Genomic DNA, 25,237 nt, shown 5'->3' on the forward strand with positions numbered 1-25,237 from the left:
GCGGCGTCATACCCGGGAGCCACCCGCGGCCTCGTACCCCAGTAGGGGGTCGGCCCGCTACGCGCGTCACAGCTCGGCGAGCAGCTCCGCCTTCTTCGCGCTGAACTCGTCGTCCGTCACCAGCCCCGCCTCGTGCAGCTCCCCGAGGTGCCGGATCCGTTCGGCGATGTCGGCGGGGTCGCGCCGGCCCGGCGCCGCCACCGCCACCGGGACCGGTCCGCCGTCCGTGGCGGGCGCGGGCCCCGATGTCCGTACGGCGGCCAGTACCGCCGCCGCGAACGGCAGTGACTCGTGGACCGGCCCGTAACCGAGGCCGAAGACCACCGCCGCCGGGTCGTGGTCGGCCTGTGCGGGCTGCTCCTGGGCGCCCCTGCGCAGCAGCCGCAGGTAGCCGTCGAAGACCTCGGGGGAGCGCCATTCGACCCCGCACAGCTCGTCGACGGCGAACCGCTGGTCGCCCGCCTTCCACTTCGCCGACGACGCGCCCGTCCAGAACCAGCGGAAGGAGACCTTGGACCCGTCGAAGGACGCCTTGCCGTCGTACGCCTTGAAGCGCAGCGGCGCCGGCGGAGGCTCCACCAGACAGCGGTCGGCCGGCTCCCGCTCGCCGGGCGGCGCGGTCGCGGCGAGGGCGGCGCGCAACTCGTCCGCGTAGTACTCCGCGAGCGTCTCGCGCTCGGCGGGCAGCACCAGCCGGTACGGGTCGCAGGTGTCCTTGAGCTGGCCCGCCGCCGCCTCCATCAGGGGGTCGGCGCCCGGTCGGGGCTCGGCGTGCAGGACCACCGTCCCGCGTCTGCCCGGGGTGAGCGTCACCGACGTCAACGCCTCGTGCGGTACGCGCCGTTCGCGCAGTGCCTGGAAGAGCTTCGGTGTGCGTATCCCCCGTTCGAAGCGGATGAGCACGGAGTCGCTGTCGAACTCCCAGGTGGCATGAATTCCGGCCAGCACATCACCCATGTGCCTCATCGTATGCGGCGGGAGTCCGCACGTCGCCCCTCGGAGCCCACCCCGGCGTCCCGAGTTCTACGCGCGTCCGGTCACTTCGGCGGCGGAGATTCAGCTCCGGCAGGTGTCGCCGTCGTCGGCGCAGCTGGTGTTGCGGTACGAACCGACCCCGATGTCCGCGAAGTTCCGCAGGCTCTCGGTGTCCGGCTCGAAATAGCCGCCGTGACCGACCGCGCCCCGCGCGGACAGCACCCGCGCGCCGAACGCCGGTGTCATCGGGTCGGCACCGTGGCCGAGCCCGACGACCTCCAGATACGGCACGCCCTGGATCCAGTCGTCCTGGTCGCGCATGGCCCACACCCGCGCGTGGGTGCCGAGCTGCCCCGCCGACTCGACGCGCATGCCGGGGCTGCCCGCGACCGCCACGTCCGTGACCCGGGCGGGCAGCCGGCGGGCGGCCACGCCGCACACCACGGAGCCGTAGCTGTGGCAGATCAGTGAGACCCGGGAGTCGCCGGGCAGCGCGCTGGTGAGCGCGTTGAGCCGCAGGGCGCCGTCGGAGGCCAGCCTCCCGGTCGCCGCGTCCATGCCGAGCCCGGCGGGCGCCGTGTAGTCGGCCCAGGCGATGACGGCGGTCCTGGTACGGGGGGAGGCCGCCCGCTCCGCGTCGTACAGCGACCTGGCCATGCCGACCGGCGCGGTGAAGCGGCGCTGTGTCCGCTCGAACGTCAGCAGGTTCGTGTCGACGCCGGGGACGACCACCGAGACGCGCTCGGCGCCGCCGAGGTCACCGAAGACCTCGGCGGCGCGTCCGCCGCCGGTGGGATCGAACGCGAGTATGTGGCGGTCGCCGTTCGCCATCGACTGGAGGCGGTGCATCCGCCGGTTCGCCAGCTGCCGCCCGTCGGGCGAGAGCCTGCCGTCGCGCAGCCGCTGGCGCTCGGTGTCCCGTGCCTGGAGCACGGCCAGCCGGTTGGCGCGGTAGCGAAGGGTCAGGGGGACGCCGTTGAGGTTGCCCACCACCAGGGGGTACCGGTCGGCGAGTCGGACGCGCTGCGCGGCGGTGATCGAGGCGAAGAACGCGGCGATCACCCGGTGCGAGGAGGCGGGGTCCGGCAGGTCGAGGGCGCCGACCCGGCCCTTCTCCCAGGCCGACAGGGCTCTCTCGCGCGCGGTGCCGCGCTCGCCGTGCTGCTGGAGCGCCGTCCAGCCGGTGGTCGCCAGCATCACGAACACCACGGCGAGTGCCAGCGAGGTGCGCCATGCGGTGGGGGACGGGGAGGAGTCTGCGGAAGTCACTGCGCCACACCCTAGGAGACGTTCGGCGGCACTCATGGCGACCGTGAGGCAGATCACGGAGTGGAAAGGGGCGAACTTTCGTTTGTTCACGCTCCGTCGGGGTAGAGGGCACGGACCGGAGTACCCCTGTTTCATGCATAACCGGACGAAGGGTGCAAACCGACCTGTCGGTTGGAGGTGCCGAACACCGCACCGCTGGCCCGGCCGTGACGCGCGGTGAGGTCTCGGCCCCGCCCGCCGGACCCCGCTCGACGGCTCCCACGGGTGTCCTCGGCCCGTCGCTCCCGGTCCACTCGGGGAACCGGCCCCTGCCCCGGACGAGGTGTGAGCCACCTGACAGTCACCGGCGGGCGGAACGGTTGGCCAACCGTCAGACGCGGTCATTAGCCTCGTGACATGACTAGTCAGACGGCCGTCGAATCGGCGTCGAACGATCCCGGGGAAGCGGTTCCTGAAGCCCCCGAGGGCCTGCGCGGCCACCCCTGGCTGACCCTCTTCTCCGTCGCCATCGGCGTGATGATGGTCGCGCTCGACGGCACGATCGTCGCGATCGCCAACCCGGTGATCAAAGAGGACCTGGGCGCGACCTTCGCCCAGGTCCAATGGATAACCAATGGCTATCTCCTCGCGCTCGCCGTGGCGCTCATCACGGCGGGCAAGCTCGGCGACCGCTTCGGCCACCGGCAGACCTTCCTCATCGGCATCGCTGGCTTCGCCGCCGCCTCCGCCGCCATCGGCTTCTCCGACGGCGTGGCCTTCGTCGTCGCCTTCCGGGTGCTCCAGGGCGTCTTCGGCGCCCTGCTGATGCCCGCCGCCCTCGGCCTGCTGCGCGCCACCTTCCCCGCCGAGAAGCTGAACATGGCCATCGGCATCTGGAGCATGGTCATCGGCGCCTCCACCGCGGGCGGTCCGATCGTCGGCGGTCTGCTCGTCGAACACGTCAGCTGGCAGTCGGTGTTCTTCATCAACGTGCCCGTCGGTGTCGTCGCCCTCGCCCTCGGGCTGGTGATCCTCAAGGACCACCGCGCGGCGAACGCGCCGAGGTCCTTCGACGTCGTCGGGATCCTGCTGCTCTCGGCCGCGATGTTCTCGCTGATCTGGGCGATCATCAAGGCGGGCGAGTCCTGGGGCTGGACCTCGGGCGGCACCTGGGCGTTCCTCGGTGCCGCCGTCCTGTGCTTCGTCCTGTTCGCCGTCTGGGAGACGAAGGTCAGGGAGCCGCTGGTACCGCTGAGCATGTTCCGGTCCGTCCCGCTCAGCGCCGGCACGATCCTCATGGTGCTGATGGCCTTCGCCTTCATGGGCGGCCTCTTCTTCGTGACGTTCTACCTCCAGGGCGTGCACGGCATGAGCCCCGTCGACAGCGGTCTGCACCTGCTGCCCCTGACCCTCATGATGATCATCGCCTCGCCCGTCGCGGGCATGCTGATCACCAGGTTCGGCCCACGGGTCCCGCTGGTCGGCGGCATGGTCGCCACGGCCGCCGCCCTGTTCGGGATGTCCACCCTGGCGCCCGGCTCCGGCACGGTTGTGATGTCGGTCTGGTTCGCGCTCCTCGGCGTGGGCCTGGCGCCGGTCATGGTCGGCGCCACCGAGGTCATCGTCGGCAACGCGCCGCTGGAGCTCTCCGGCGTCGCCGGCGGTCTCCAGCAGGCCGCGATGCAGGTCGGTGGCGCGCTCGGGACGGCGGTCCTCGGCGCCGTCATGTCCGCCAAGGTCGGCGCCGACCTGGAGGGCAACTGGCAGGACGCCGGCATCCCGCTGCCGCTGGACCCGTCCCTGGAGCAGGCCGCCGAGATCGGCGTCGCCCCGCCGGCCCTCGCCGAGGTGCCCGGAGTCTCCCCGGACGTCTTCGCCAGGATCACCGGAGTCATGCAGGACACCTTCGTGTCCGGGATGAGCACGGCGTTCCTGGTCGCCGGTGTGGTCGCGGTGTTCGCGGCGTTCGTCGCCACCCGCGCCAAGCGCGGCGACAACGCGGACGCGGCCGGGGGCGGCGTCCACATCTGACACCCGGCGGCGGCCCTTTGACACGGCGTCACCGGAGTGCGTCGAGGGTGCGACGAGAGCCGTCGCGTCAACCGCACGTGATTCGGTACGACGGCCCCGCCCGGTCATCCCGGCGGGGCCGTCGCCTGTTCGGGTGGAGTGGGCCAAGATCCTCTTCCCGTGGAGCGGCCCGCCGGGTGAGAGTGCCGACAACTGATCTGCACGACACGGGGGTTCACCATCATGCGTACGACCACGCCTGCCAGCGTGCTCACCGCGGCCACCCTGGCCGCCGCCACTCTTCTGCTGCCCACCGCGGCCCCGGCCGCCGGCGCCGCCGCACCGCGCGGTGCCTGTGGACCGGGCGAACTCTGCCTGTGGGGAGAGCCGGACTTCCGCGGCGCCCGCCAGACCCATGAGCTGTTCCGCACCGAGATCCAGAACTGTGTCCCCCTGCCGCCGGGCACCGACGCCCAGTCCCTGGTCAACCGGCTGGGACGGCCCGTCACCACCTACCAGTCCGGTGAGTGCGAGGAGACCGGCGAGTTCGAGACGTACCCCGGCGACGGCACCTGGATCCCCCAGTCGCCCCATCGTGTACGGGCCTTCAAGGTCTGGGAGCGCTGAGCGGGGGTACCCGGTGTTTCAGACAGCCCACATCCACCGAGACAGGGAGTGATGATGACGGGCTTCGGAAACACCCGGACACGCAAGCACCCCCGCTCACGCGGCCGGACGGGGTCGCGGAACGGGACGGATCGCGTGACCGTCGGGATGGTAGGTCTGGTCTTCGCCGTCGTGGGTCTCTTCGTGGCGTCGATCGTGCTCGGCCCGCTGGCCGTCGTGCTCGGCTGGCTCGGCATGGGCAGGCGGTGGAGCACCGCGTATGTTCCCGCGGTGATCGCCTTCACGCTCGGAATCGTCGACACCGTACTGGCGCTCATGTGGATTGCCTGATCCGCCACTTGAGTGCCCGGGACGGGGCCCACGACTCCAGCCTGTCCGGCCGGACCAGCGAGGTCAGCGGGACCGGAGGAACCGGACAGCGCGACCGGACCGGTGTGCGGCCGGCTGTCGTACCGTCGCTCTCCCCCGCTCGACCGGGCAGGGCGGCACCCGGCAGCCGGCCCACCCTCGCCCGCGAGCCCCACGCCCGCACCGCATGGCGGGCCGCGACCGGGACGCCCCGGTACGCCTGAGCCGCCCCCCAACGAGCGGTGGCCGGCCCCGTACTCACGGGAACCGGCCACCGGTGATCGTTCGCCCTACGCGTCGCCGCCCGCGGGGCCCGGGTCCGCCGCCGTCACGTCCAGCAACTGATAGCGGTCCACGGCCTGCTTCAGCACCGAGCGGTCCACCTTGCCCTCCCTGGCCAGCTCCGTGAGCACCGAGAGAGCGATCGACTCCGCGTCGATGTGGAAGAACCGGCGGGCCGCGCCGCGCGTGTCCGCGAAACCGAAACCGTCCGCACCCAGCGACTGGTACGTCCCCGGCACCCAGCGCGAGATCTGGTCCGGCACGGCGCGCATCCAGTCGGACACCGCGACGAACGGCCCCTCGGCACCCGACAGTTTCCGCGTCACGTACGGAACGCGCTGCTCCTCCTCCGGGTGGAGCAGGTTGTACCGCTCCACGTCCACGGCCTCGCGCCGCAGCTCGTTCCACGACGTCGCCGACCAGACGTCCGCGCGCACGTCCCACTGCTCGGCGAGGATCCGCTGCGCCTCGACCGCCCACGGCACGGCCACACCGGACGCCATGATCTGCGCCGGGATCGAGCCGCCCTCGCCCCGCTTGAAGCGGTAGACGCCCTTGAGGATGCCCTCGACGTCCACGTCGGCCGGCTCGGCCGGGTGCTGGATCGGCTCGTTGTAGACCGTCAGGTAGTAGAAGACGTCCGGGTCCTCGCCCGGATGCGGCTGCCCGTACATCCGGCGCAGCCCGTCCTCCATGATGTGCGCGATCTCGTAGCCGAACGCCGGGTCGTAACTGACACACCCCGGATTCGTCGAGGCCAGCAACTGCGAGTGCCCGTCCGCGTGCTGAAGGCCCTCACCGGTCAGAGTCGTACGACCCGCGGTCGCACCCAGAACGAACCCGCGCGCCAACTGGTCGGCCATCTGCCAGAACTGATCGCCGGTCCGCTGGAAACCGAACATCGAGTAGAAGACGTACACCGGGATCAGCGGCTCGCCGTGCGTCGCGTACGCCGAACCCGCCGCGATCAGCGACGCCGTACAGCCCGCCTCCGAGATGCCGTCGTGCAGCATCTGCCCGGTCGGCGACTCCTTGTACGCCAGCAGCAGCTCACGGTCGACCGACTCGTACTGCTGGCCGAGCGGGTTGTAGATCTTCGCGCTCGGGAAGAACGCGTCCATGCCGAACGTGCGGTACTCGTCCGGTGCGATCAGCACGAAACGCTTACCGATCTCCTTGTCCCGCATGAGGTCCTTCAGCACCCGCACGAACGCCATCGTCGTGGCGATCGACTGCTGACCCGACCCCTTCTTCGCCGCCGCGTACGCCTTGTCGCCCGGCAGCGCCAGCGGCTTCGACCGCACCACACGGGTCGGCACATAGCCGTCCAGACCCTTGCGGCGGTCGTGCATGTACTGGATCTCCTCCGAGTCCCTGCCCGGGTGGTAGTACGGCGGCTGCCCGTCCTCCAGCTCCCGGTCGCTGATCGGCAGATGCAGCCGGTCCCGGAAGCCCTTCAGGTCCGCCACGGTCAGCTTCTTCATCTGATGCGTCGCGTTACGGCCCTCGAAGTTCGGACCCAGGGTCCAGCCCTTCACCGTCTGCGCGAGGATCACCGTCGGCTGGCCCTTGTGCGCCTTCGCCGCCGCGTACGCCGCGTACACCTTCTTGTGGTCGTGACCGCCACGGCCCAGATGCAGGATCTGCTCGTCCGACATGCCCTCGACCATCGCGCGCAGCCGCTGGTCGTCACCGAAGAAGTGCTCACGGATGTACGCGCCGGTCTCCGTCGCGTACGTCTGGAACTGACCGTCCGGCGTCGTGTTCAGCCGGTTGACCAGCACACCGTCCCGGTCCTGCGCCAGCAGCGGGTCCCACGAGCGGTCCCAGACCAGCTTGATCACGTTCCAGCCCGCACCCCGGAACTGCGACTCCAGCTCCTGGATGATCTTGCCGTTGCCGCGCACCGGGCCGTCGAGCCGCTGAAGGTTGCAGTTGACGACGAACGTCAGATTGTCCAGACCCTCACGGGCCGCGATCGACAGCTGACCCAGCGACTCCGGCTCGTCCATCTCGCCGTCGCCCAGATACGCCCACACATGCGACCGCGACGTGTCCGCGATGCCCCGCGCCTCCATGTAGCGGTTCATCCGCGCCTGGTAGATCGCGCCCAGCGGACCGAGCCCCATCGACACCGTCGGGAACTCCCAGAAGTCCGGCATCAGCCGCGGGTGCGGATAGCTGGACAGCCCGTCCGGCGCCTTCGACCTCTCCTGGCGGAAGGCGTCGAGCTGCGCCTCACTCAGCCGGTCGAGCAGGAAGGCGCGGGCGTAGATACCCGGGGACGCGTGCCCCTGGAAGAAGATCTGGTCGCCGCCGTCACCGCCGTCCTTGCCCCGGAAGAAGTGGTTGAAGCCCACGTCGTACAGGGAGGCGGAGGACGCGAAGGTGGCGATATGACCGCCGACGCCGATCCCGGGGCGCTGCGCGCGGGAGACCATCACCGCCGCGTTCCAGCGGGTCGCGTTGAGGACCTTCCGCTCGATCTCCTCGTTGCCCGGGAAGAACGGCTCGTCCTTGGTGGCGATGGTGTTGACGTAGTCGGTGCTGCGCATCTCGGGCACGGCCACGCGCTTCTCGCGGGCGCGCTCGATCAGGCGGAGCATCAGGTAGCGGGCGCGCTCACGCCCCCGTTCGTCGACGGCGGCGTCGAGCGAGTCGAGCCACTCCTGGGTCTCCTCGGGATCAAAGTCCGGGACCTGGCTGGGAAGGCCGCCAATGATGATCGGGTTGCGATCGGATCCGGAAGCCACACTTTTCCTTCGCTGTTCGGGTCGTGTCGCGCCCCGCGTCCGCGCCGGCCGTCCGACCGGTCACCTCATCACGCTGGGCACGCCTGTGGGTCCTGCGAGTACATCTGCTGTCGGTGGAGCTTGCCTCTTCTGCCGCCAGGGAACAGGCACGGGGAGCGGGCCGTACGGCGTATCCATCGTGTACCGCGACGACGGAAACGTCACCTCTACCGAGGGGTAACCCTCACACTGCGGCGAATTCCGGAGCATCACGACCTCCGCGAAGTCGTCCGCCGTGGTCGGGGTAGGGCCAAATCGCAATCTTACGCCCAAGGCGACTATGCGTTCCGTTCGGCTGTTCGCACCCGATTGACGTATCGAAGCCGCGTAGGATGACAAAGAGGGAGGAAACTCCGGACAGGCATCACGCCCAGTGTTATCGGCGTGTCAGGAGATGCGATGAAGCAGCCCGGAACGTACCCGTTTCGGCGGTCTCGGCCGTCGGGTACTTGCGCGATCCGCCCGGCCCGTGTGGACTACGGCCAGCGCCCCGCGTACGCGCGTGGCTGAAGCTTTTTCCAAAACATGATCAGGAGGCAATCCGTGAGCGCGACCGCGGACCACGCGGAGGAACGGACCAACGTTGCCGCGAGGCTTGGGTTCGAACCCGGACAGGTGGTCCAGGAGATCGGCTACGACGACGACGTCGAGCAGGAGCTCCGTGAGTCCATCGAGGCCGTCATCGGCCAGGAGCTCGTCGACGAGGACTACGAGGACGTGGCCGACGCCGTCGTGCTCTGGTTCCGCGACGACGACGGCGACCTGACGGACGCGCTGGTGGACGCCATCGGTCTGATCGACGAAGGCGGGGCGGTCTGGCTGCTGACGCCCAAGACGGGCCGTGCCAACTACGTCGAGCCCAGCGACATCAACGAGGCCGCCCAGACCGCAGGCCTGGCGCAGACCAAGAGCATCAACGCCGGCAAGGACTGGACGGGCAGCCGGCTGGTCACGCCCAAGGCGGCGAAGTCGAAGCGCTGAGAACGGCCGCCGCATCCGAGCGCGAGAGCCGGAACGGCGGCCCGGCAGACCTGCCTCGTACGCCTCCCACGCACTGACGGCCCCCGTCGGCATCCGCCGCCGGGGGCCCTTGCGTAGGGTGGCGGGGCGGGCGATTCACCGAACGGGGGGACGAGAGGCGTGACGATGACAGGGACAGCACAGGAGGCTCCGGCACCGAAGGGGATTCCCGTCGGCAGCCAGGCGCCCGACTTCACCCTCAAGGACAACCACGGGCGGACCGTACGCCTCTCCGAGCTGCGCGAGGGCGCTCCGGGCGGGGACGGACGCGGCCGGAACGTGGTGCTGGTCTTCTACCCGTTCGCCTTCACCGGCGTCTGCACCGGCGAGCTGCACGCACTGCGCGACGAACTGCCCGCCTTCGTCAACGACGACACCCAGCTGCTCGCCGTCTCTACCGACTCGATCCACAGCCTGCGGATCTTCGCCGAGCAGGAAGACCTGGAGTTCCCGCTGCTGTCGGACTTCTGGCCGCACGGAGAGACCTCACGGGCGTACGGGATCTTCGACGAGGAGAAGGGCTGCGCGCTGCGCGGCACCTTCGTCATCGACAGGCGGGGTGTGGTGCGCTGGTCGGTCGTCAACGGGCTGCCGGACGCACGGGATCTCGACCAGTACGTCAAGGCACTCGCTGCTCTGTGACGACAACTCGCCACTCGCGGTCACGAAGTCCAATGAAAAGCCTTGTGGGAACAGGGTTGTACCACGTAAACCGCACAAGGGGCGGGAACCGGTCACTAGGATCCACTCGTTGATCCGATGCCAATTGCACCAGGGGGCGCGTGCGGCGCGGCGACGGCTGCCCAGGCGGCCGGGGCCCGGACGCCCGCCCCTGTGAAACTCATCAAGGGAGGACTCGTGGGAGTCAGCCTCAGCAAGGGCGGCAACGTCTCGCTGACCAAGGCCGCGCCCAACCTGACCGCGGTCACCGTGGGTCTGGGCTGGGACGTCCGCACGACCACCGGAAACGACTTCGACCTCGACGCCAGCGCCCTGCTGACGAACGCCGAGGGCAAGGTCACGGGCGACGGGAACTTCGTCTTCTTCAACAACCTCAAGAGCCCCGACGGCTCCGTCGAGCACACCGGTGACAACACCACCGGTGAGGGCGAGGGCGACGACGAGGCGATCAAGGTCAACCTCGCCGCGGTCCCCGCCGACGTCGACAAGATCGTGTTCCCGGTCTCGATCTACGAGGCCGAGACCCGCCAGCAGTCCTTCGGCCAGGTGCGCAACGCGTTCATCCGCGTCGTCAACCAGGCGGACAACAACGAACTGGCGCGGTACGACCTCACCGAGGACGCGTCGACCGAGACCGCCATGGTCTTCGGGGAGCTTTACCGAAATGGCGCCGAGTGGAAGTTCCGCGCCATCGGACAAGGGTATGCCTCTGGCCTGCGTGGCATCGCGCAGGACTTCGGCGTCAACGTCTGAGCCGTTGGTCCGACCGTCCGGCGCCGCACATCCCAGTGCGGCGCCGGACGCGCCTCACCGTGCGGGGTCCCGCCGGCACCACGTTCGCGTACCACGCACACGCACCACGGGCACGGCGTCAGGCGCGCCGCACCCGGTATCACGTCACCTCGGGGAGGACTTCACCATCATGGGCGTCACACTCGCCAAGGGGGGCAATGTCTCCCTCTCCAAGGCCGCACCGAACCTCACCCAGGTGTTGATCGGTCTCGGCTGGGACGCGCGCTCCACCACGGGAGCGCCGTTCGACCTCGACGCCAGCGCTCTGCTCTGCCAGTCAGGGCGGGTACTCGGCGACGAGTGGTTCGTCTTCTACAACAACCTCACCAGTCCCGACGGCTCCGTCGAGCACACCGGTGACAACCTGACCGGTGAGGGCGACGGCGACGACGAGTCCCTGCTGGTCAACCTCCCCAGTGTCCCCGCCAACGTCGACAAGATCATCTTCCCGGTGTCGATCCATGACGCCGACGCCCGCGGCCAGACCTTCGGTCAGGTGAGCAACGCGTTCATCCGCGTCGTCAACCAGGCGGACGGTCAGGAATTGGCGCGGTACGACCTCACCGAGGACGCGTCGACGGAGACCGCGATGATCTTCGGCGAGCTGTACCGCTACGGGGGCGAGTGGAAGTTCCGGGCAGTGGGACAGGGGTACGCGTCGGGCCTGCGCGGCATCGCTCTAGACTTCGGGGTCAACGTTTCGTAAAGCAGTACTCGCGCGGGGGAGAACCCGTGAGAAACCAGATGGGGTAGCCAGTGATCCTGAAAACCTTCGGCTGGTCGTTCGCCATCACGGCGGCCGGCCTTGCCTTCGCGGCCTGGCAGTGGGGGTGGGAGGCGTTCGGGATCGTACTGATCCTGTCGATCCTTGAGATCTCCCTGTCGTTCGACAACGCCGTTGTCAATGCCGGGGTCTTGAAGAAGATGAATGCCTTCTGGCAGAAGATCTTCCTCACCATCGGCATTCTGATCGCCGTGTTCGGTATGCGGCTGGTGTTCCCCGTCGCCATCGTGGCGATCAGCGCCAAGGTCGGCCCCATCGAGGCCGTCCAGCTGGCGCTGGACAAGCCCGAGCAGTACGAGGCACTGGTTACGGACGCGCACCCGGCGATCGCCGCGTTCGGTGGCATGTTCCTGTTGATGATCTTCCTGGACTTCATCTTCGACGAGCGTGAGCACAAGTGGCTCGGCTGGCTGGAGCGTCCGCTGTCCAAGCTCGGCAAGGTCGACATGCTGTCGGTCTGCGTCGCGCTGATCGTCCTGCTCGTCACGGCCATGACGTTCGCCACCAACGCGCACACCAGCACCGGGTACGCGGACAAGTCCGCCACCGTACTGCTGTCCGGTGTCGCCGGTCTGATCACCTACCTCGCGGTCAACGGGCTCTCCAGCTTCTTCGAGAACAAGCTCGAAGAGGAGGAGGAGCGCGAACACGAGGAGGAGGAGAAGGCCAAGGCAGAGGGCAAGCAGGTCTCGGCCGTCGGCCTCGCGGGCAAGGCCGCGTTCTTCCTCTTCCTCTACCTCGAAGTCCTCGACGCCTCCTTCTCGTTCGACGGGGTCATCGGCGCCTTCGCCATCACGAACCACATCTTCTGGATGGCGCTCGGCCTCGGTATCGGCGCGATGTACGTCAGGTCGCTCACCGTCTACCTCGTCCGCCAGGGCACCCTCGACGACTACGTCTACCTGGAGCACGGCGCGCACTACGCGATCGGCGCGCTCGCCGCGATCCTGCTCATCACCATCGAGCACGAGATCAGCGAGATCATCACCGGCCTTGTCGGTGTCTTCCTGATCGGTGCGTCCTTCTGGTCATCAGTGGTCCGCAACAAGCGAGTTGCGGCTGAAGGTGGCGAGGATTCGGAGGACAAGACAACAGTCCATGTCTGAGTCCCCCTCCGGGGTGTGACCAGGCGGTGATAGCGGGAACGCTCTGAGCGGGGCGACCTGAGGCGGAAGCCTTCCGGTCGCCCCGCTGTTCACGTTCTGTACGGCGTCCGTGGGGCGCCCTGTAGGGCGTCCGACGAGTGGGAAATGGTGGGGGTGGGTCGGGGATGGCCTTCTGGGACAATCTGTGGCGAGGCAAGGCCGCGCAATTCGATTCGGGCAGCGCGTCGACGAACTCGATCGAGCTGACCAAGCGCAATCCGACGGTCTCACTCACCAAGCAGGGCGCCGCCACCGGGAACCTACGGGTCAACCTGTCGTGGCGGATGCGCACTTCGGACATCGAGGGCCGGTCGAGGCAGGGCGGCGGACTGCTGCGGCACCCCTTCAAATTCTTCAAGCCCGATGTCGTGCAGGCCCACACCCTGGGTGTGGTCAATGTGGACCTCGACATCGGCTGCATGTACGAACTGGCCGACGGCACCAAGGGTGTGGTGCAGCCGCTCGGCGGCTTCTTCGGCAGCCTGAACGAGGCGCCGTACATCAAACTCAGCGGTGACGACCGCTTCGGCGCCCCGTCCGGCGAGACGATATTCATCAACCTCGACAACCGGGACGAGATCAAACGGCTGCTCGTCTTCGTCTACATCTACGACCGCACTCCCGCCTTCGACCGGACGGACGCCAACGTCACGCTCTACCCGAGCAACGGCCCGCGCGTCGAGATCGAACTCGACGAGCGCGCTCCGCAGGCCCGGTCCTGCGCGGTGTTCTCCATGGAGACGGTCAAGGGCGAGCTGGTGGTGCGGCGCGAGGTGAAGTTCGTCTACGGCTTCCAGGCCGAACTGGACCGGCTGTACGGCTGGGGACTCCAGTGGGGACGGGGCTACAAGACGAAGACCTGAGCGGTCGGGGAGTGCGGCGGATCGGCCCTCGCGGCGGGCCGCCCGGCTCGCCGCGAGCCCCTGACCACTACGGCCTTACGAACTGCGGTCCCATCGGCGGCAGCCGGAAGTTCGGGTCCGGCGCGGGAGCGGCCGCTGCGGCCGGCTGCGGGTAGCCGTAGGCCGGGGCACCCTGCGGAGCCGGCGGCACCGCCGGTGGCTGAGGGCCCGGCCCCGGAGCGGGCGCGTGCGGGTAACCGTAAGCGGGCTGTGGCGACGCCGACTGCGGATATCCATAGGCCGGCGGGACCGCGGGCTGCGGAAAGCCGTAACCGGACTGTCCCTCCGGCTGGGGCGGGAACGACGGCTGCCGCGCGGGGGGTGAGGGCGGCGCCTGGGGCCCGCCCGGCACCGGCGCCGGACCGCCGGGAAGCTGGGCGGTCACGCCCTCCGTGTCCGGCGCCCCGTCCGCCCCTTCCGTCTCGTCGACCAGGATGCCGAAGGCCGTCGCCAGCCCGATCAGCCCGGTCGGATACCCCTGGCCCACGGCCCGGAACTTCCAGCCGCTCCCACGCCGGTAGAGCTCACCGCAGATGACCGCGGTCTCCTCGCCGGTCTCGGGGCGTACGTCGAAGACCGCCAGCGGGTCACCGTCGGCCTGGCCCGCGTCGTACAGCAGGATCCGCAGGTCGTGCACGTGATGGAAACTCGCCCCGTCCGACGACGCCGCGAGCACCACCTGGTCCACGCTCGGGTCCAGGGCGGCGAGATCCGCCTCGATGGTGTCGGTGAGCCCCTCCGGCACCTGCTTCTTCGGCAGTCGCCTGACCACGCCGGAGGGATGACGCGGCTGGTTGTAGAAGACGAAGTCCTCGTCGGAGCGCACGCGCCCCTCCGGCCCCAGCAGCAGCGCCGACGCGTCGACATCGGGAACCCCCGGCCCCGGCGTCCAGCGCAGCACGGCCCTTACGGCCATGGCGTCGAGGGGGACGTTCGAGCCCTTCACCATCGCGTGCGTCATGCCGGTCATCCTGCCTTCCCGCAGGCCGCGCGGACAACGTGGGGGCATGGTGGAGAGGAGAGGGAAGGCGGCGTGACGGGGGTGAGGCAGGGGCGAGAAGTGGACGAGTTACCTGAAATTCATGCACGCGTGGAACTCTTGACTCCCGTCCATACGTACTATTACCGGCCACATGTCAACGCGACCACCGTGGCAGTACGGGGGATGTAAATGCGTCACTTCGGGCACATTCCGCCCACTGCCCGGCAGGGGTTGTTCCACCAGGAGCCCGGCGAGTTCACCGCCGCCTCTCCCGCCCGCATGCTCTCGGCGGCCCTCGGGGCCACCCTCTACAGCCCCGCCACCAGGTCCCGGCTGGCGGACGACGTGGTCAAGCTGGCCGGCCGCGGCGTCGTCTCGATGGTGCTGTGCCTTGAGGACTCCATAGACGACTCCGAGGTCCCGTGGGCCGAGGAGAACCTCATCAGGCAGTTCGCGGAGCTGGACCGGCGAGGCGCGGAGGTGCCCCTGCTGTTCGTCCGCGTCCGTGAACCGGGCCAGATACCCGACCTCGTCCACAGGCTCGGCCCCACCGCTCACATGCTGTCCGGATTCGTACTCCCCAAATTCACCGAGGAGCGCGGAGTCCCCTTCCTCGAAGCGCTGATTTCAGCCGAACATGAGAGCGGGCAGCGCCTCTTCGCCATGCCCGTGCTCGAATCGCCCGAATTGCTCCACCTGGAGACCCGTGCCGACACCCTCACCGGCATCGCCCGCACCGTGGACAAGTACCGGGAGCGGGTACTCGCGCTGCGACTCGGCGTCACCGACTTCTGCTCCGCGTACGGGCTCCGCCGCTCACCCGATATGACCGCGTACGATGTACGCATCGTCTCGGCCGTCATCGCGGACGTCGTGAACGTCCTCGGCCGCGCCGACGGCACCGGCTTCACCATCACCGGCCCCGTGTGGGAGTACTTCCGGCTCCACGAGCGGATGTTCAAACCGCAGCTGCGCCGCAGCCCCTTCCTCGAAGGGCGGGCCGAGGAGCTGCGCACCGCGCTCATCGAGCACGACCTCGACGGACTGCTCCGCGAGATCCAGCTCGACCAGACCAACGGCCTGATGGGCAAGACCTGTATCCACCCCTCGCACGTCATGCCCGTGCACGCGCTGTCGGTCGTCAGTCACGAGGAGTTCAGCGACGCCAGGGACATCCTGCGGCCGGAACGGGGCGGGGGAGGCGTGCTGCGCTCCTCGTACACGAACAAGATGAACGAGGTGAAGCCCCACCGCGCCTGGGCGGAACGCACCATGCAGCGCGCCGAGGTCTTCGGTGTCGCCAAGGAGGACATCGGCTTCGTGGAACTGCTGGCCGCCGGGCTGGTGGAGTGAGCCGTACCGGGAACGAAACCGAGTACGAAACCGAGTACGGAACCAAGCACGGAACCGAGCAGGCAGAGGAGAACATCGACGTGGTGTGGTCGGGGTCATGGGTCGCCGAACGGCTGGGCATAGAGCTCGTCGGCGGGGACGAGCTGCGCGAGCTGCTGGGTCTGGCCCTGCGCCGCAACCCCAAGCGTGCCCACCTCCTGGTCTCGAACGTCCTCGGCAAACACGTCCCGCAGCGGCCCTCCGTCGTCCACGGCGCCGGCGTCGCCCTCGGCGAGCGGGTCCGTGACCTGCTCGGTGACGCCGTCGGGCGGACCGTGATCCTCGGCTACGCGGAGACCGCCACCGGGCTCGGCCACTCGGTGGCCGACGGCGTGGCGCTCGCCCCGTATCTGCACTCCACCCGGCGGCCCGTGCCCGGTGTGGCCACGGCGGGTGGCTTCGAGGAGTCCCACTCGCACGCCACCTCGCACCTGCTGCTGCCCGAGGACCCGGCGCTGCTGGCGGGCGACGGGCCGCTGGTCCTCGTGGACGACGAGTTCTCGACGGGGAACACGGTCCTCAACACCATCCGCGCCCTGCACGCCCGCTATCCGCGCCGGTGGTACGTGATCGTGGCCCTGGTCGACATGCGCACGCCCGCCGACCGGGACCGGCTCGCGGAATTCGCCCAGGACATCGGCGCCCGCGTCGACCTGGTGGCGATGGCCTCGGGCACCGTCACCCTCCCGGAAGGCGTCCTGGCCCGTGGCCAGGCACTGGTCGCCGAGCAGGACGCCGGTGCGCCGCCGGGCGCCAGGCCGGGCACACACGCCGCCACGGACCCCGGCACACCCGCCTCCCCTCCCCGGGGTACGGCGGACGGCGAGATCGTCCGTGTGCCGCTCGGCTGGCCCGCGGGGCTGCCCGACGGCGGGCGCCACGGCTTCACGCCCGCCCACCGGGCGCGCCTGGAGGCCGCCGCGCCCGGCATGGCCGCCAGGCTCGCCGAGGAGCTCGGAGACGCCCGGCGTGTCCTCGTCCTCGGCTTCGAGGAGCTGATGTACGCGCCCCTGCGGCTCGCCCTGGAGCTGGAGCGGTCCGTCACCGGCGTCGAGGTCCGCTACTCGACCACGACCCGCTCGCCCGTCCTCGCCGTGGACGACCCGGGCTATGCGATACGCAGCCGTCTCGTCTTCCCGGCCCATGACACCGCGGCCTTCCCGGCCGGCGACGGCACCGGCGACGGCTCCAGGGACGGCACCGGCGACCGGTACGCCTACAACGTCGCCGGCGGCGGCTTCGACGCCGTCGTCACCGTCGTCGACTCCCTGGGGGACTCGCCGGAGCTGCGTGCCCCCGGCGGTCTGCTCCCACAGCTCGCCGCTCATGTCCCCCGGGTCGTACTCGCCGTCGTTCCCTCGTACCTCCCCGCTCCCTCGCGCGTCACCGACCGGCAGGAACCCTCCATGCTGCCCGCCCCCCTCCGCGGCCCCGCCTTCTCCTCGTACGCCGCCGACGATGTCGGCTGGCTCCTCCAGGACCTGTCCGACGTCACGCTGGAAGCCCCGACGGAGGAGCGTGAGGAGGCGATCCAGAGCGGCGGCGCCCATTACGCGGAGTCACTGCCCGTCGAGTACCAGCCCAGCGCCCAGTACCAGGAACTCTTCCGGTCCGCTCTCGACACCTCCGCCGCCCGCATCGCCCGTGCCGTCGGCACCGTCACCGAGACGGTCCTGGCCGAGCACCCGCGGCGCTACGACGACCCGACCTCGGCGGAAGCCACGCGGGCACTGCCCGTCCTCGTCTCGCTGGCCCGGGCCGGCACACCCGTGGGTGTGCTGATGCGCCGCTGGGCCCAGCACCGGCACGGCCTCGATCTGCCGCACTACGCCATCTCGATCGTGCGCGGACGCGGCATCGACACCAACGCCGTGCGCTGGCTCGCCGCCCACCACAACCCCGCCGACGTCGTCTTCGTCGACGGCTGGACCGGCAAGGGCGCCATCACCCGCGAACTCGCCGACGCACTGGGCGAGTTCGACGACTTCCACCCCCAGATCGCGGTACTCGCCGACCCCGGCGGCTGCGTACGGACCTACGGCACCCGTGAGGACTTCCTCATCCCCTCCGCCTGCCTCAACTCCACGGTCTCCGGGCTCATCTCCCGCACCGTCCTGCGCGCCGACCTCGTCGGACCCGACGACTTCCACGGCGCCAAGCACTACCGCGAACTCGCCGACGCCGATGTGTCCGGCTACTTCCTGGACACCGTCGCCGCCCGGTTCGACGACGTCACGGACGCGGTGGACACCGAGGTCAAGGAACTCCTCGCCACCGACCGCGCACCCACCTGGGAGGGCTGGGCCGCCGTCGAGCGGATCAGCGAGGAGTACGGCATCCACGACGTGAACCTCGTCAAGCCCGGCGTCGGCGAGGCCACCCGCGTCCTGCTGCGCCGCGTCCCCTGGAAGATCCTCGCCAGACGCGGCGCGGGAGCCGACCTCGACCATGTGCGACTGCTCGCCCGGCAGCGCGGCGTACCCGTGGAAGAGGTCGACGGACTTCCTTACACCTGCGTCGGGCTGATCCACCCCCGCTACACCAGGGGCGCCACGGGCGCGGACGGTACGGCGGTGGCCACCTCGTGAACGCGACCACCCCCGCCGCCCTGGTCGCCAGCGACCTCGACCGCACACTCGTTTATTCGGCCGCCGCGCTCCAGCTCGCCGGACCCGACACGGACGCCCCCCGACTGCTCTGTATCGAGCTCTACGAGCGCCGTCCCCTCTCCTACATGACGGAGACCGCCGCCCGGCTCCTCGACGTTCTCGCCCGCGACACGGTCTTCGTACCCACCACGACACGCACCCGCGAGCAGTACTCCCGTATCCATCTGCCCGGCTCCGCCGCGCGGTTCGCGATCTGCGCCAACGGCGGCCATCTGCTCGTGGACGGCGAGTCCGACCCCACCTGGCACGCCGGGGTACGCGAGCGCCTCGCCGCGAGCTGTGCCCCTCTGAAGGAAGTCAGGGAACACCTCCGCTCCGCGGCCGACCCCGCCTGGCTGCTCAAGGAGCGCGTCGCCGAGGACCTCTTCGCGTATCTCGTGGTCGACCGCGCACGGCTGCCCGAGGGCTGGGTGAAGGAGCTCTCCGAGTGGGCCGACGGCCGCGGCTGGACCGTCTCCCTCCAGGGCCGGAAGATCTACGCCGTACCCCGTCCGCTGACCAAGAGCGCCGCCGTGCGCGAGGTGGCCCGGCGCACCGGGACCGAAGTGACCCTGGCCGCCGGTGACTCGCTCCTCGACGCCGACCTGCTCCTCGCCGCGGACCGCGGCTGGCGCCCCGGCCACGGGGAACTGGCCGACACCGGGTGGAGCGCCCCGCACGTGGAGGCGCTGAGCGAGACCGGCGTGCTCGCGGGGGAGGAGATCCTGCGGCGGATCAGTGCTGCCGCTGCTCCTTCCGGGACCTGATCACCCGCCTGACCACCCAGGCCACGAGGGCGAGCAGCGCGACGCCCAGTACCAGCTTCGAATACGTCGAGACATAGCCGCTGACCTCCTTCCAGTTCTCGCCCAGCGCGTATCCGGCCATGATGAACGCGGCGTTCCATATCGCGCTGCCGAGCGTGGTCAGAGACAGGAAGACGGGCAGCGGCATTCTCTCGACGCCCGCGGGCACGGAGATCAGACTGCGGAAGACGGGCACCATCCGGCCGAAGAAGACGGCCTTCCTGCCGTGCCGCTGGAACCAGTCCTCGGTCTTCTCTATGTCACTCGCCTTGACCAGCGGCACCTTTGCGGCGAGAGCGATCATCCGCTCCCGGCCGAGCCAGGCGCCCAGCCCGTACAGGGCGAGGGCGCCCACGACCGAGCCCGCGGTGGTCCACAGCAGGGCCGCGACCAGATGCATCCTGCCGCTGCCGGCCGCGAAGCCGGCGAGCGGCAGGATCACCTCGCTGGGCAGGGGTGGGAACAGATTCTCCAGGGCAATGGCCAGGCCCGCGCCCGGCGCACCGAGCGTGTCCATCAAGGTGTTGACCCACTGCTCCAGGCTGCTTCCGATCATGACTCCCACGCCAGACGCCTGCTCGGCGAGCACATTGAGGTGAACCGTACGGACAACTGAGCGTTCCCGCAGTGAGCGGTCATATGCCCGCCGCCCGCGCCGCGCACCCCTGGCGTCGAGCTGCTAGGAGCAGCAGCCCCCGCCGCAGCAGCCCCCTCCGCCGCCGGCGGCCGAGGGGGCGGGGGAGCCCTTCGCCGAGCCGCCCACCGCGACGGTGGACAGCAGCTTCACGGTGTCCCGGTGGCCGGCCGGGCAGGTCGCCGAGGCCGACGACTCCGCCATGGGACGGCTGAGTTCGAAGGTCGTGTCGCAGGGGCGGCAGCGGTACTCGTAGCGAGGCATGGGGTCAGGTTATCCGGCCGACCGGTGCGCCCCCTGCCGGTGCGAGCTGACAGCACGGCGGGCGTGGGCCGCGCGCTGACCGGCCGCGGCACGGCCGCGCCGCTCGTCCTCGACCTCGGTGGGGTGACGGGCCCGCCAGTACGGATTGTCGTGCGGCAGCCCGCCGCTGACCCTGCCGTACATGCCGAAGAACATCAGCAACAGGCCCACCACGAAGCTGAACAGCACGTTCTGGATCCGGAAGGCGAGGGGGTTGAACGAGCTGTCGAGCAGCGCGAGATTGACGAAGCCGCTGAGGATGAACAGCACGCCGAGGATCATGTTCAGCGTCGACGCGAAGTTCTTGCCGATCAGCATGCCCACGAAGAGCAGCACGCCGACACAGATGGACAGGACGCTGAGCGCGCCGTTGGTGTTCAGACCGGCGGTGGTGTGGCTGCCGGTGCCGAAGACACCGATCTGGTCGGTCAGTCCGAGGATGCCGAACACGAGCAGCACGAGACCGATCAGTCCCGCTCCGACGCGGTACACCCGGCTCAGACGGTGGTCGACGGGCAGGTGCTCGTCGATCATGACCCCTCCGCGGCGTCGTCGCGCGGGGTGGGAACGGGTTTCGGAACCGGACACGAGCGGATCCCTTCAGCCGGTGCGCACCTGTGCGCTCGGTGCGTACCTCAAGGATCCGTCCGGCACGATCAGGGGACAAATCGGACGCGAGGGGAGGGGCTGGGGCCGGTCAGGCCCCGGCGCCCCGCTCGTCACGGATCTCGCCGACCACCCGGGCCACCGTGTTGCGCACCGCCTCGGTCTCCGTGAGGAAGTGCCACCAGTCGGGGTGCCGGCCCTCCAGCCCCGCCACGGCCCGGTCCAGCCGTGCCACGGCGTCGTCCAGGGGGCGCGCGTGCCGGGGCTCCGGCGTATTGCGCCCGGCCATGGCCAGCCGCTGGGCGTCCCGGACCGCGAACCGCGTCCGGTCGATCTCCTGCTGCGGGTCCTTCGAGACGGCGTTGAGCCGCTGAAGCCGGTCACCGGCGGCCGAGACGGCCTCGTCGGTGGAGTTCAGCAGCGCGCGGACCGTGCTGAGCAGGGCCGTCGCGTCCGGCCAGCGCTGCTCCTCGCGCGCCTTGGCGGCCTCCTTCAGCTTCTCCTCCGCCTGGTGCACGGAGGTCGCCGCCTGACCCGCCACGGGCTGGAGATCCTGCCAGCAGGCGGCGCTGAAGCGGCGCCGCAGCTCGCTCAGGACGGGCTCCACGGTGCCGGCGCGCGTGGTCAGGGCCTGTGCGCGCGTCCGCAGCGACACCAGCCGCCGGTCGATCTCCGCCGCGCGCTCCGGGAGCCGCTCGGCCTCGGCCCGTACCGCCTCGGCGTCCCGCAGCACCCGGTCGGCACGCTGAATGGTCTCCGCCACGCCGTGCTGCCCCGCGCCCTGGTTGAGCTTGGTCAGCTCCGGGCCGAGCGTCGCGAGCCGCGCGGCGAGGTCGTCGGCCCGCAGCCCGGTGCCGCGCACCGCGTCGAGGGCGTTGCTCGCCGCCAGCAGGGTCTGCCGCGCCCGCTCCACGGCCGGCGCCAGCCGTGCGAGCTGCGTCTCCGCCTTGTCCAGCAGCGGACCGAGCCCGCGCTCGAAGCGGTCGAGCTCACCCTTGACCCGGACGAGCTCGTCCTTGGCCCTGGTCAGCTCCGTACGGGCCGTGGAGGCGACCGAAGGCTCCAGATCGTCCCGGTCGAGGTCGTGCGCGTCGACGGCGTTGATGTAGCCGCTGCTGGCCTCGTCGATCCGCCGGCCCAGCGCGGCGAACTCGTCGACGACCCGCCGCGCGCCCGGCGAGCCGTCCACGGCCGTGATCGTCTCTATCGAGATGCGCAGGTCCCGCTGGGCGGTGTCCAGCTCGTAGAAAGCGGCGGCGGCGGCGTCCTTGGCGGCCTGCGCGCCGGCCCGCTGGTTCTCCCCGCGCCCCCCGAACCACCGTCGGGTGCCCCCGCCGGCGAAGGCTCCCGGCAGGGTCGCGGCGATCAACGGCACCGGCAGCAGCATCAGGATGACGACGTCACGGACGCCACCCGCCCTCGCTCGTGCGTGCGGCTGCGCGTGTGTCGCCGTCACATCCCTCTCCCGTGCCGATTACGCCCTGCCCTGATTCATTCTCCCACCAGGAAAGGACGAACACACGGGTCGGTTAGTTCGCGCTTCGGACTGTGACTTTGCCGTTGTCGCTGCGGGCCTTCACCACATGGGCGCTGCCGTCGTCCGTGGGCACGTCCACATCGACGCTCCCGTTGGCGCTCCTGGCGGTCACCGCGTAGCGGGTGCCGGACTCCGGCAGGTCGATCGTGACGGACCCGTTGTCACTGAAGGTGTCCACCGTGTCGGGTACGGAGGTGAGCCTCAGCCGCACCGCCCCGTTGTCGGACCGCGCGTGCACCGACTTCGACGAGACGCCCTCGGTCGTCACCCTGCCGTTGTCGCTGAACAGATCGAGCGTGCCGCTGGAGTCGCGCACGTCGACGGAACCGTTGTCGGAGCGGAGGTTCAGGGCGGTGTCGAAGCCCTCGGCGCGCACCCTGCCGTTGTCGTTGTCCACCTTCACGGCCACCCCGCGCGGGACTTTCACGCGGTGCCGCGACTCGCAGTCGTTCACCAGGGCCGTGCAGCTCACCTTGAGCGTGAGGGTGCCGTCCGCCATCTTCCAGACGGGGTCGGGGCCCGAGCCGAGCACGACCCACCCGTCGACCTGACGCGTCACCTCGATGTCCTTCACGTCGGCCGGCACCAGATCGATCGAGGAGTTCGCCGAGGCGATGGTCAGCGTCCTGCCGCTGAAGGCGAACGACCGCTTCTCGACCGGCGCCTCGTCGGCGTCGGTGCTCCCGCACCCACCGACGGCGACCACGGCGAGCACGGCGCCTCCGGCGGCGACAAGGGTGCGCGCGCGACGGCTGCGGCGGGTGTGCTGTGTGCGGTGTGTGTCCACGGTGATCGGTCCCCCTGGCTGGTCCTGCTGATGTGCCCTCAGCGTACGAATCCGGCCGCCCCCGAACGATCCGGTCGGCCACCGTCTCCGTGGTGGGGCTATCCCCCGGCCCCCACCCCGCCCGCCCCGGACAGGGCGCCCGGCGGCGAAGGGCGTTTGTGAGCGCGGGGCGTACGCCATGTACGCTGATGCCTCATCCACGGGTGCGTAGCTCAGGGGTAGAGCGTTGCTCTTACAAAGCAAATGTCGGCGGTTCGAAACCGTCCGCGCCCACCGGTAGTCACCACAGGTGAGACCTGTGTCGGCCTCTCGTCCAGTCAAGGACGGGGGGCCGTTTTCCGTGGCCGGCCCGTCAGGAGCCCTCATCCGCGCGCCGTGCGCCCACCTGCTCCCCCCGCTTCCCCCGTCTGCCGGGTGGCAGGAAGGTGGGGGAATGCGCCGAGTTGGCATGATGTGTCGCGTCGGGTGGAGTGATCCTCGGGGTGAGGTGGGGGAGTGGCACGCGTGCGGACAGATGTCGTGCCGTCCGTCGGGGGCGGCGCGGTGGTGCGGGGCAGTGCGGTCGGGGTGGGGGCGTGGGGGCTCGGTGGGGTGTGCCTGGGGTTCGTGGTCGTCGCGGGGGTGCTCGTGCCCGTCGGGTTGCCGCTCGGGTGGGACGAGATCGTCTATGCCAGCAGGTTCGGTCCGCACGGGCCCGCCGTGCCGTTCAGCGCGCCCCGTACGCGCGGGGTGCCGTCGCTGCTCGTGCCCGTCGCCTCGTGGAGCGATTCCGTGGTGCTGCTGCGGCTCTGGATGGGGGCGCTGGCGGGTGGGGCTCTCTGGCTGGGGTGGCGGCCGTGGCTGGGGGTGCTGCGGCGTCCGGAGGGTGTAGCGGTGGCGGCGGGGCTGTACGGGAGCCTGTGGGTCGCCCTCTTCTACGCCAACTCCGCCATGCCCAACCACTACACGGCCATGGGCGCCGCCGCCGCCACCGGCTGCTTTCTGCGCCGGGACCCGGGGCGCGGCGCGTACGCGGGGATCGTCGCCGGGCTGGCCGTCGTCACGCTGATACGGCCCAACGACGGTGCGGCCGTGGCCTTTCCGCTGCTCGTCGCCGCCCTCGTGGTGCCCGCGTGGCGCGGCCGGGGAAGGCCGGTGGCCGTGGTGGCGGGCTTCGGGGCGGGCGCACTGCCGTGGGTCGTGGAGGCGTGGCTGCGGTTCGGCGGTGTGGCGCGGCGGCTCGCCGAGGCGAGCGACATCCAGGGCGGTACGGGGCCGGTCCTCTCGGTGAAGGCCCATCTCACCGCCCTGGACGGCCCGTTGCTCTGCCGCCCCTGCACGGGTGACACCGTCGCCTCCGGGGTCGTCGAATGGTGGCCGCTGCTTCTACTGCTGGTCGCGCTCGGGCTCCGGACCGTGCGACGGGCCGGCGGCGCGGGAGCGCCGTTGTGGCTCGCGGTGGCCGTCGCGGTCTCCGTCTCGGCGCCGTACCTCTTGCTCGTCCCCTACGCGGCGCCCCGTTTCCTCCTGCCGGGTTACGCGCTGCTGGTGCTGCCCGCCGCCGTCGGTCTGCTCGCCGTCGCCGACCGGGCGCGTGGCTCGCGCCCGCTCGCGGTCGTGCTCGCCTCCGTGCTGCTGGGGCACGCCGCCGTACAGATCACGCAGGTACGGACCCATGTGGGTGTCCAGGAACGGGCGCGGGCCGACTGGCCGCGGATCAGCGCCGTGCTCCGTGAGGAGGGGGTGCGGGCGCCGTGTCTGATCAAGGGGAACAGTTCGGCGATCCCCGTCGCGTACACGGCGGGCTGCGCGTCGGCCGGCATGGACGATCCGGTGCCCGCGACGGCGGTGGTGCTGCGCCGCGCGGATCCGCCGCACTGGGCGCGGGGCTGGCCGGAGCGCCCCGTCCCCGGCACGTACAACCCCGGCTGGTCCGTCGCGGTGCGTCCGTAGGCGT

At 70.3% G+C, this 25,237-nt stretch carries 22 protein-coding genes and 1 tRNA gene; 14 read left to right on the forward strand and 9 right to left on the reverse strand.

The window, feature by feature from the left end; translation table 11 throughout:
* Positions 1-66: 66 nt before the first annotated feature.
* Together ACZ61E_RS26005 and ACZ61E_RS26010 are read right to left on the reverse strand one after the other, a co-directional pair.
* The gene (locus ACZ61E_RS26005; protein ID WP_469702280.1) at positions 67-957 is read right to left on the reverse strand and encodes a DUF4429 domain-containing protein; all 891 of its coding nucleotides are present in this window, start codon (positions 955-957) and stop codon (positions 67-69) included.
* 99 nt (positions 958-1,056) lie between these two features.
* A complete protein-coding gene (locus ACZ61E_RS26010) occupies positions 1,057-2,244 on the reverse strand; it encodes an alpha/beta hydrolase (protein ID WP_469702281.1) in 1,188 nt (395 codons plus the stop codon).
* 396 nt (positions 2,245-2,640) lie between these two features.
* On the opposite strand from ACZ61E_RS26010, the gene ACZ61E_RS26015 reads away from it, so the two are divergent.
* The 3 genes from ACZ61E_RS26015 (at position 2,641) to ACZ61E_RS26025 (ending at position 5,190) form a co-directional block, all read left to right on the forward strand.
* Entirely contained in the window at positions 2,641-4,254 is a 1,614-nt protein-coding gene (locus ACZ61E_RS26015; protein ID WP_469702282.1) for an MFS transporter, read from the forward strand.
* 222 nt (positions 4,255-4,476) lie between these two features.
* Positions 4,477-4,860 carry a peptidase inhibitor family I36 protein gene (locus ACZ61E_RS26020; RefSeq protein ID WP_469702283.1) on the forward strand — a complete coding sequence of 128 codons (384 nt, stop codon included), beginning with the start codon at positions 4,477-4,479 and terminating at the stop codon, positions 4,858-4,860.
* A gap of 135 nt (positions 4,861-4,995) precedes the next feature.
* Positions 4,996-5,190: a hypothetical protein gene (locus ACZ61E_RS26025; protein WP_469702284.1), complete on the forward strand. Its 195-nt coding sequence runs from the start codon at positions 4,996-4,998 to the stop codon at positions 5,188-5,190.
* Between the two features lie 308 nt (positions 5,191-5,498).
* Here the strand turns inward: ACZ61E_RS26025 and aceE are convergent, their stop codons facing one another.
* Complete coding sequence (aceE, locus tag ACZ61E_RS26030; RefSeq protein ID WP_469702285.1) at positions 5,499-8,243, reverse strand: pyruvate dehydrogenase (acetyl-transferring), homodimeric type; 2,745 nt, start codon at positions 8,241-8,243, stop codon at positions 5,499-5,501.
* A 582-nt stretch (positions 8,244-8,825) separates the two neighbouring features.
* Here aceE and ACZ61E_RS26035 point away from each other — a divergent pair.
* The 6 genes from ACZ61E_RS26035 to ACZ61E_RS26060 all read left to right on the forward strand — a co-directional run bounded on the left by ACZ61E_RS26035 (position 8,826) and on the right by ACZ61E_RS26060 (position 13,567).
* Positions 8,826-9,263: a DUF3052 domain-containing protein gene (locus ACZ61E_RS26035; protein WP_242574357.1), complete on the forward strand. Its 438-nt coding sequence runs from the start codon at positions 8,826-8,828 to the stop codon at positions 9,261-9,263.
* Between the two features lie 165 nt (positions 9,264-9,428).
* Positions 9,429-9,944: a peroxiredoxin gene (locus tag ACZ61E_RS26040; protein WP_469702286.1), complete on the forward strand. Its 516-nt coding sequence runs from the start codon at positions 9,429-9,431 to the stop codon at positions 9,942-9,944.
* A gap of 216 nt (positions 9,945-10,160) precedes the next feature.
* Complete coding sequence (locus ACZ61E_RS26045; RefSeq protein ID WP_147872904.1) at positions 10,161-10,736, forward strand: TerD family protein; 576 nt, start codon at positions 10,161-10,163, stop codon at positions 10,734-10,736.
* Positions 10,737-10,905: 169 nt separating this feature from the next.
* A complete protein-coding gene (locus ACZ61E_RS26050; protein ID WP_469702287.1) occupies positions 10,906-11,481 on the forward strand; it encodes a TerD family protein in 576 nt (191 codons plus the stop codon).
* Positions 11,482-11,531: 50 nt separating this feature from the next.
* Complete coding sequence (locus ACZ61E_RS26055) at positions 11,532-12,665, forward strand: DUF475 domain-containing protein (protein ID WP_469702288.1); 1,134 nt, start codon at positions 11,532-11,534, stop codon at positions 12,663-12,665.
* A 164-nt stretch (positions 12,666-12,829) separates the two neighbouring features.
* Positions 12,830-13,567, forward strand: a complete 738-nt coding sequence (locus tag ACZ61E_RS26060; protein ID WP_469702289.1) for a TerD family protein — start codon at positions 12,830-12,832, stop codon at positions 13,565-13,567.
* A 67-nt stretch (positions 13,568-13,634) separates the two neighbouring features.
* On the opposite strand, the gene ACZ61E_RS26065 is transcribed toward ACZ61E_RS26060, so the two are convergent.
* Positions 13,635-14,567: a TerD family protein gene (locus tag ACZ61E_RS26065; protein ID WP_469702290.1), complete on the reverse strand. Its 933-nt coding sequence runs from the start codon at positions 14,565-14,567 to the stop codon at positions 13,635-13,637.
* Between the two features lie 210 nt (positions 14,568-14,777).
* Here ACZ61E_RS26065 and ACZ61E_RS26070 point away from each other — a divergent pair, with 210 nt between their 5' ends.
* The 3 genes from ACZ61E_RS26070 (at position 14,778) to ACZ61E_RS26080 (ending at position 19,395) form a co-directional block, all read left to right on the forward strand.
* Positions 14,778-15,941, forward strand: coding sequence for an HpcH/HpaI aldolase/citrate lyase family protein (locus ACZ61E_RS26070; RefSeq protein ID WP_469702291.1), 1,164 nt, complete (start codon positions 14,778-14,780; stop codon positions 15,939-15,941).
* Between the two features lie 74 nt (positions 15,942-16,015).
* Positions 16,016-18,568 (forward strand): phosphoribosyltransferase, encoded by a 2,553-nt coding sequence (locus ACZ61E_RS26075; protein ID WP_469702325.1) that lies wholly within the window; start codon positions 16,016-16,018, stop codon positions 18,566-18,568.
* Entirely contained in the window at positions 18,565-19,395 is an 831-nt protein-coding gene (locus ACZ61E_RS26080; protein WP_469702292.1) for an HAD family hydrolase, read from the forward strand. The genes ACZ61E_RS26075 and ACZ61E_RS26080 overlap by 4 nt, the downstream gene beginning before the upstream one ends.
* On the opposite strand, the gene ACZ61E_RS26085 is transcribed toward ACZ61E_RS26080, so the two are convergent.
* From ACZ61E_RS26085 to ACZ61E_RS26105, 5 genes are all read right to left on the reverse strand, one after another.
* Entirely contained in the window at positions 19,364-19,990 is a 627-nt protein-coding gene (locus ACZ61E_RS26085; protein ID WP_469702293.1) for a DedA family protein, read from the reverse strand. The two genes, ACZ61E_RS26080 and ACZ61E_RS26085, sit on opposite strands and share 32 nt — an antisense overlap.
* Before the next feature lie 123 nt (positions 19,991-20,113).
* Positions 20,114-20,332, reverse strand: coding sequence for an FmdB family zinc ribbon protein (locus ACZ61E_RS26090; RefSeq protein WP_469702294.1), 219 nt, complete (start codon positions 20,330-20,332; stop codon positions 20,114-20,116).
* A gap of 9 nt (positions 20,333-20,341) precedes the next feature.
* Positions 20,342-20,905: a DUF4383 domain-containing protein gene (locus ACZ61E_RS26095; protein WP_469702295.1), complete on the reverse strand. Its 564-nt coding sequence runs from the start codon at positions 20,903-20,905 to the stop codon at positions 20,342-20,344.
* A gap of 163 nt (positions 20,906-21,068) precedes the next feature.
* Positions 21,069-22,433: a hypothetical protein gene (locus ACZ61E_RS26100; RefSeq protein ID WP_469702296.1), complete on the reverse strand. Its 1,365-nt coding sequence runs from the start codon at positions 22,431-22,433 to the stop codon at positions 21,069-21,071.
* Positions 22,434-22,506: 73 nt separating this feature from the next.
* Complete coding sequence (locus ACZ61E_RS26105; RefSeq protein ID WP_469702297.1) at positions 22,507-23,301, reverse strand: DUF4097 family beta strand repeat-containing protein; 795 nt, start codon at positions 23,299-23,301, stop codon at positions 22,507-22,509.
* A gap of 201 nt (positions 23,302-23,502) precedes the next feature.
* Between ACZ61E_RS26105 and ACZ61E_RS26110 the strand changes: the two genes are divergently transcribed.
* Positions 23,503-23,574: transfer RNA gene (locus ACZ61E_RS26110), tRNA-Val, on the forward strand.
* A gap of 231 nt (positions 23,575-23,805) precedes the next feature.
* Positions 23,806-25,233, forward strand: coding sequence for a hypothetical protein (locus ACZ61E_RS26115; RefSeq protein ID WP_469702298.1), 1,428 nt, complete (start codon positions 23,806-23,808; stop codon positions 25,231-25,233).
* The last annotated feature ends 4 nt before the right edge of the window (positions 25,234-25,237 follow it).

This window comes from Streptomyces sp. NPDC104581, assembly GCF_055583685.1.

Bases quoted from the DNA above. Each gene is read 5' to 3' on its own strand.
- ACZ61E_RS26020 (WP_469702283.1), top strand. From the start codon at position 4,477: ATGCGTACGACCACGCCTGCCAGCGTGCTCACCGCGGCCACCCTGGCC.
- ACZ61E_RS26050 (WP_469702287.1), top strand. From the start codon at position 10,906: ATGGGCGTCACACTCGCCAAGGGGGGCAATGTCTCCCTCTCCAAGGCC.
- ACZ61E_RS26040 (WP_469702286.1), top strand. From the start codon at position 9,429: ATGACAGGGACAGCACAGGAGGCTCCGGCACCGAAGGGGATTCCCGTC.
- ACZ61E_RS26060 (WP_469702289.1), top strand. From the start codon at position 12,830: ATGGCCTTCTGGGACAATCTGTGGCGAGGCAAGGCCGCGCAATTCGAT.
- ACZ61E_RS26070 (WP_469702291.1), top strand. From the start codon at position 14,778: ATGCGTCACTTCGGGCACATTCCGCCCACTGCCCGGCAGGGGTTGTTC.
- ACZ61E_RS26065 (WP_469702290.1), bottom strand. From the start codon at position 14,567: ATGACGCACGCGATGGTGAAGGGCTCGAACGTCCCCCTCGACGCCATG.
- ACZ61E_RS26015 (WP_469702282.1), top strand. From the start codon at position 2,641: ATGACTAGTCAGACGGCCGTCGAATCGGCGTCGAACGATCCCGGGGAA.
- ACZ61E_RS26005 (WP_469702280.1), bottom strand. From the start codon at position 957: ATGGGTGATGTGCTGGCCGGAATTCATGCCACCTGGGAGTTCGACAGC.
- ACZ61E_RS26095 (WP_469702295.1), bottom strand. From the start codon at position 20,905: ATGATCGACGAGCACCTGCCCGTCGACCACCGTCTGAGCCGGGTGTAC.
- ACZ61E_RS26090 (WP_469702294.1), bottom strand. From the start codon at position 20,332: ATGCCTCGCTACGAGTACCGCTGCCGCCCCTGCGACACGACCTTCGAA.
- ACZ61E_RS26085 (WP_469702293.1), bottom strand. From the start codon at position 19,990: ATGATCGGAAGCAGCCTGGAGCAGTGGGTCAACACCTTGATGGACACG.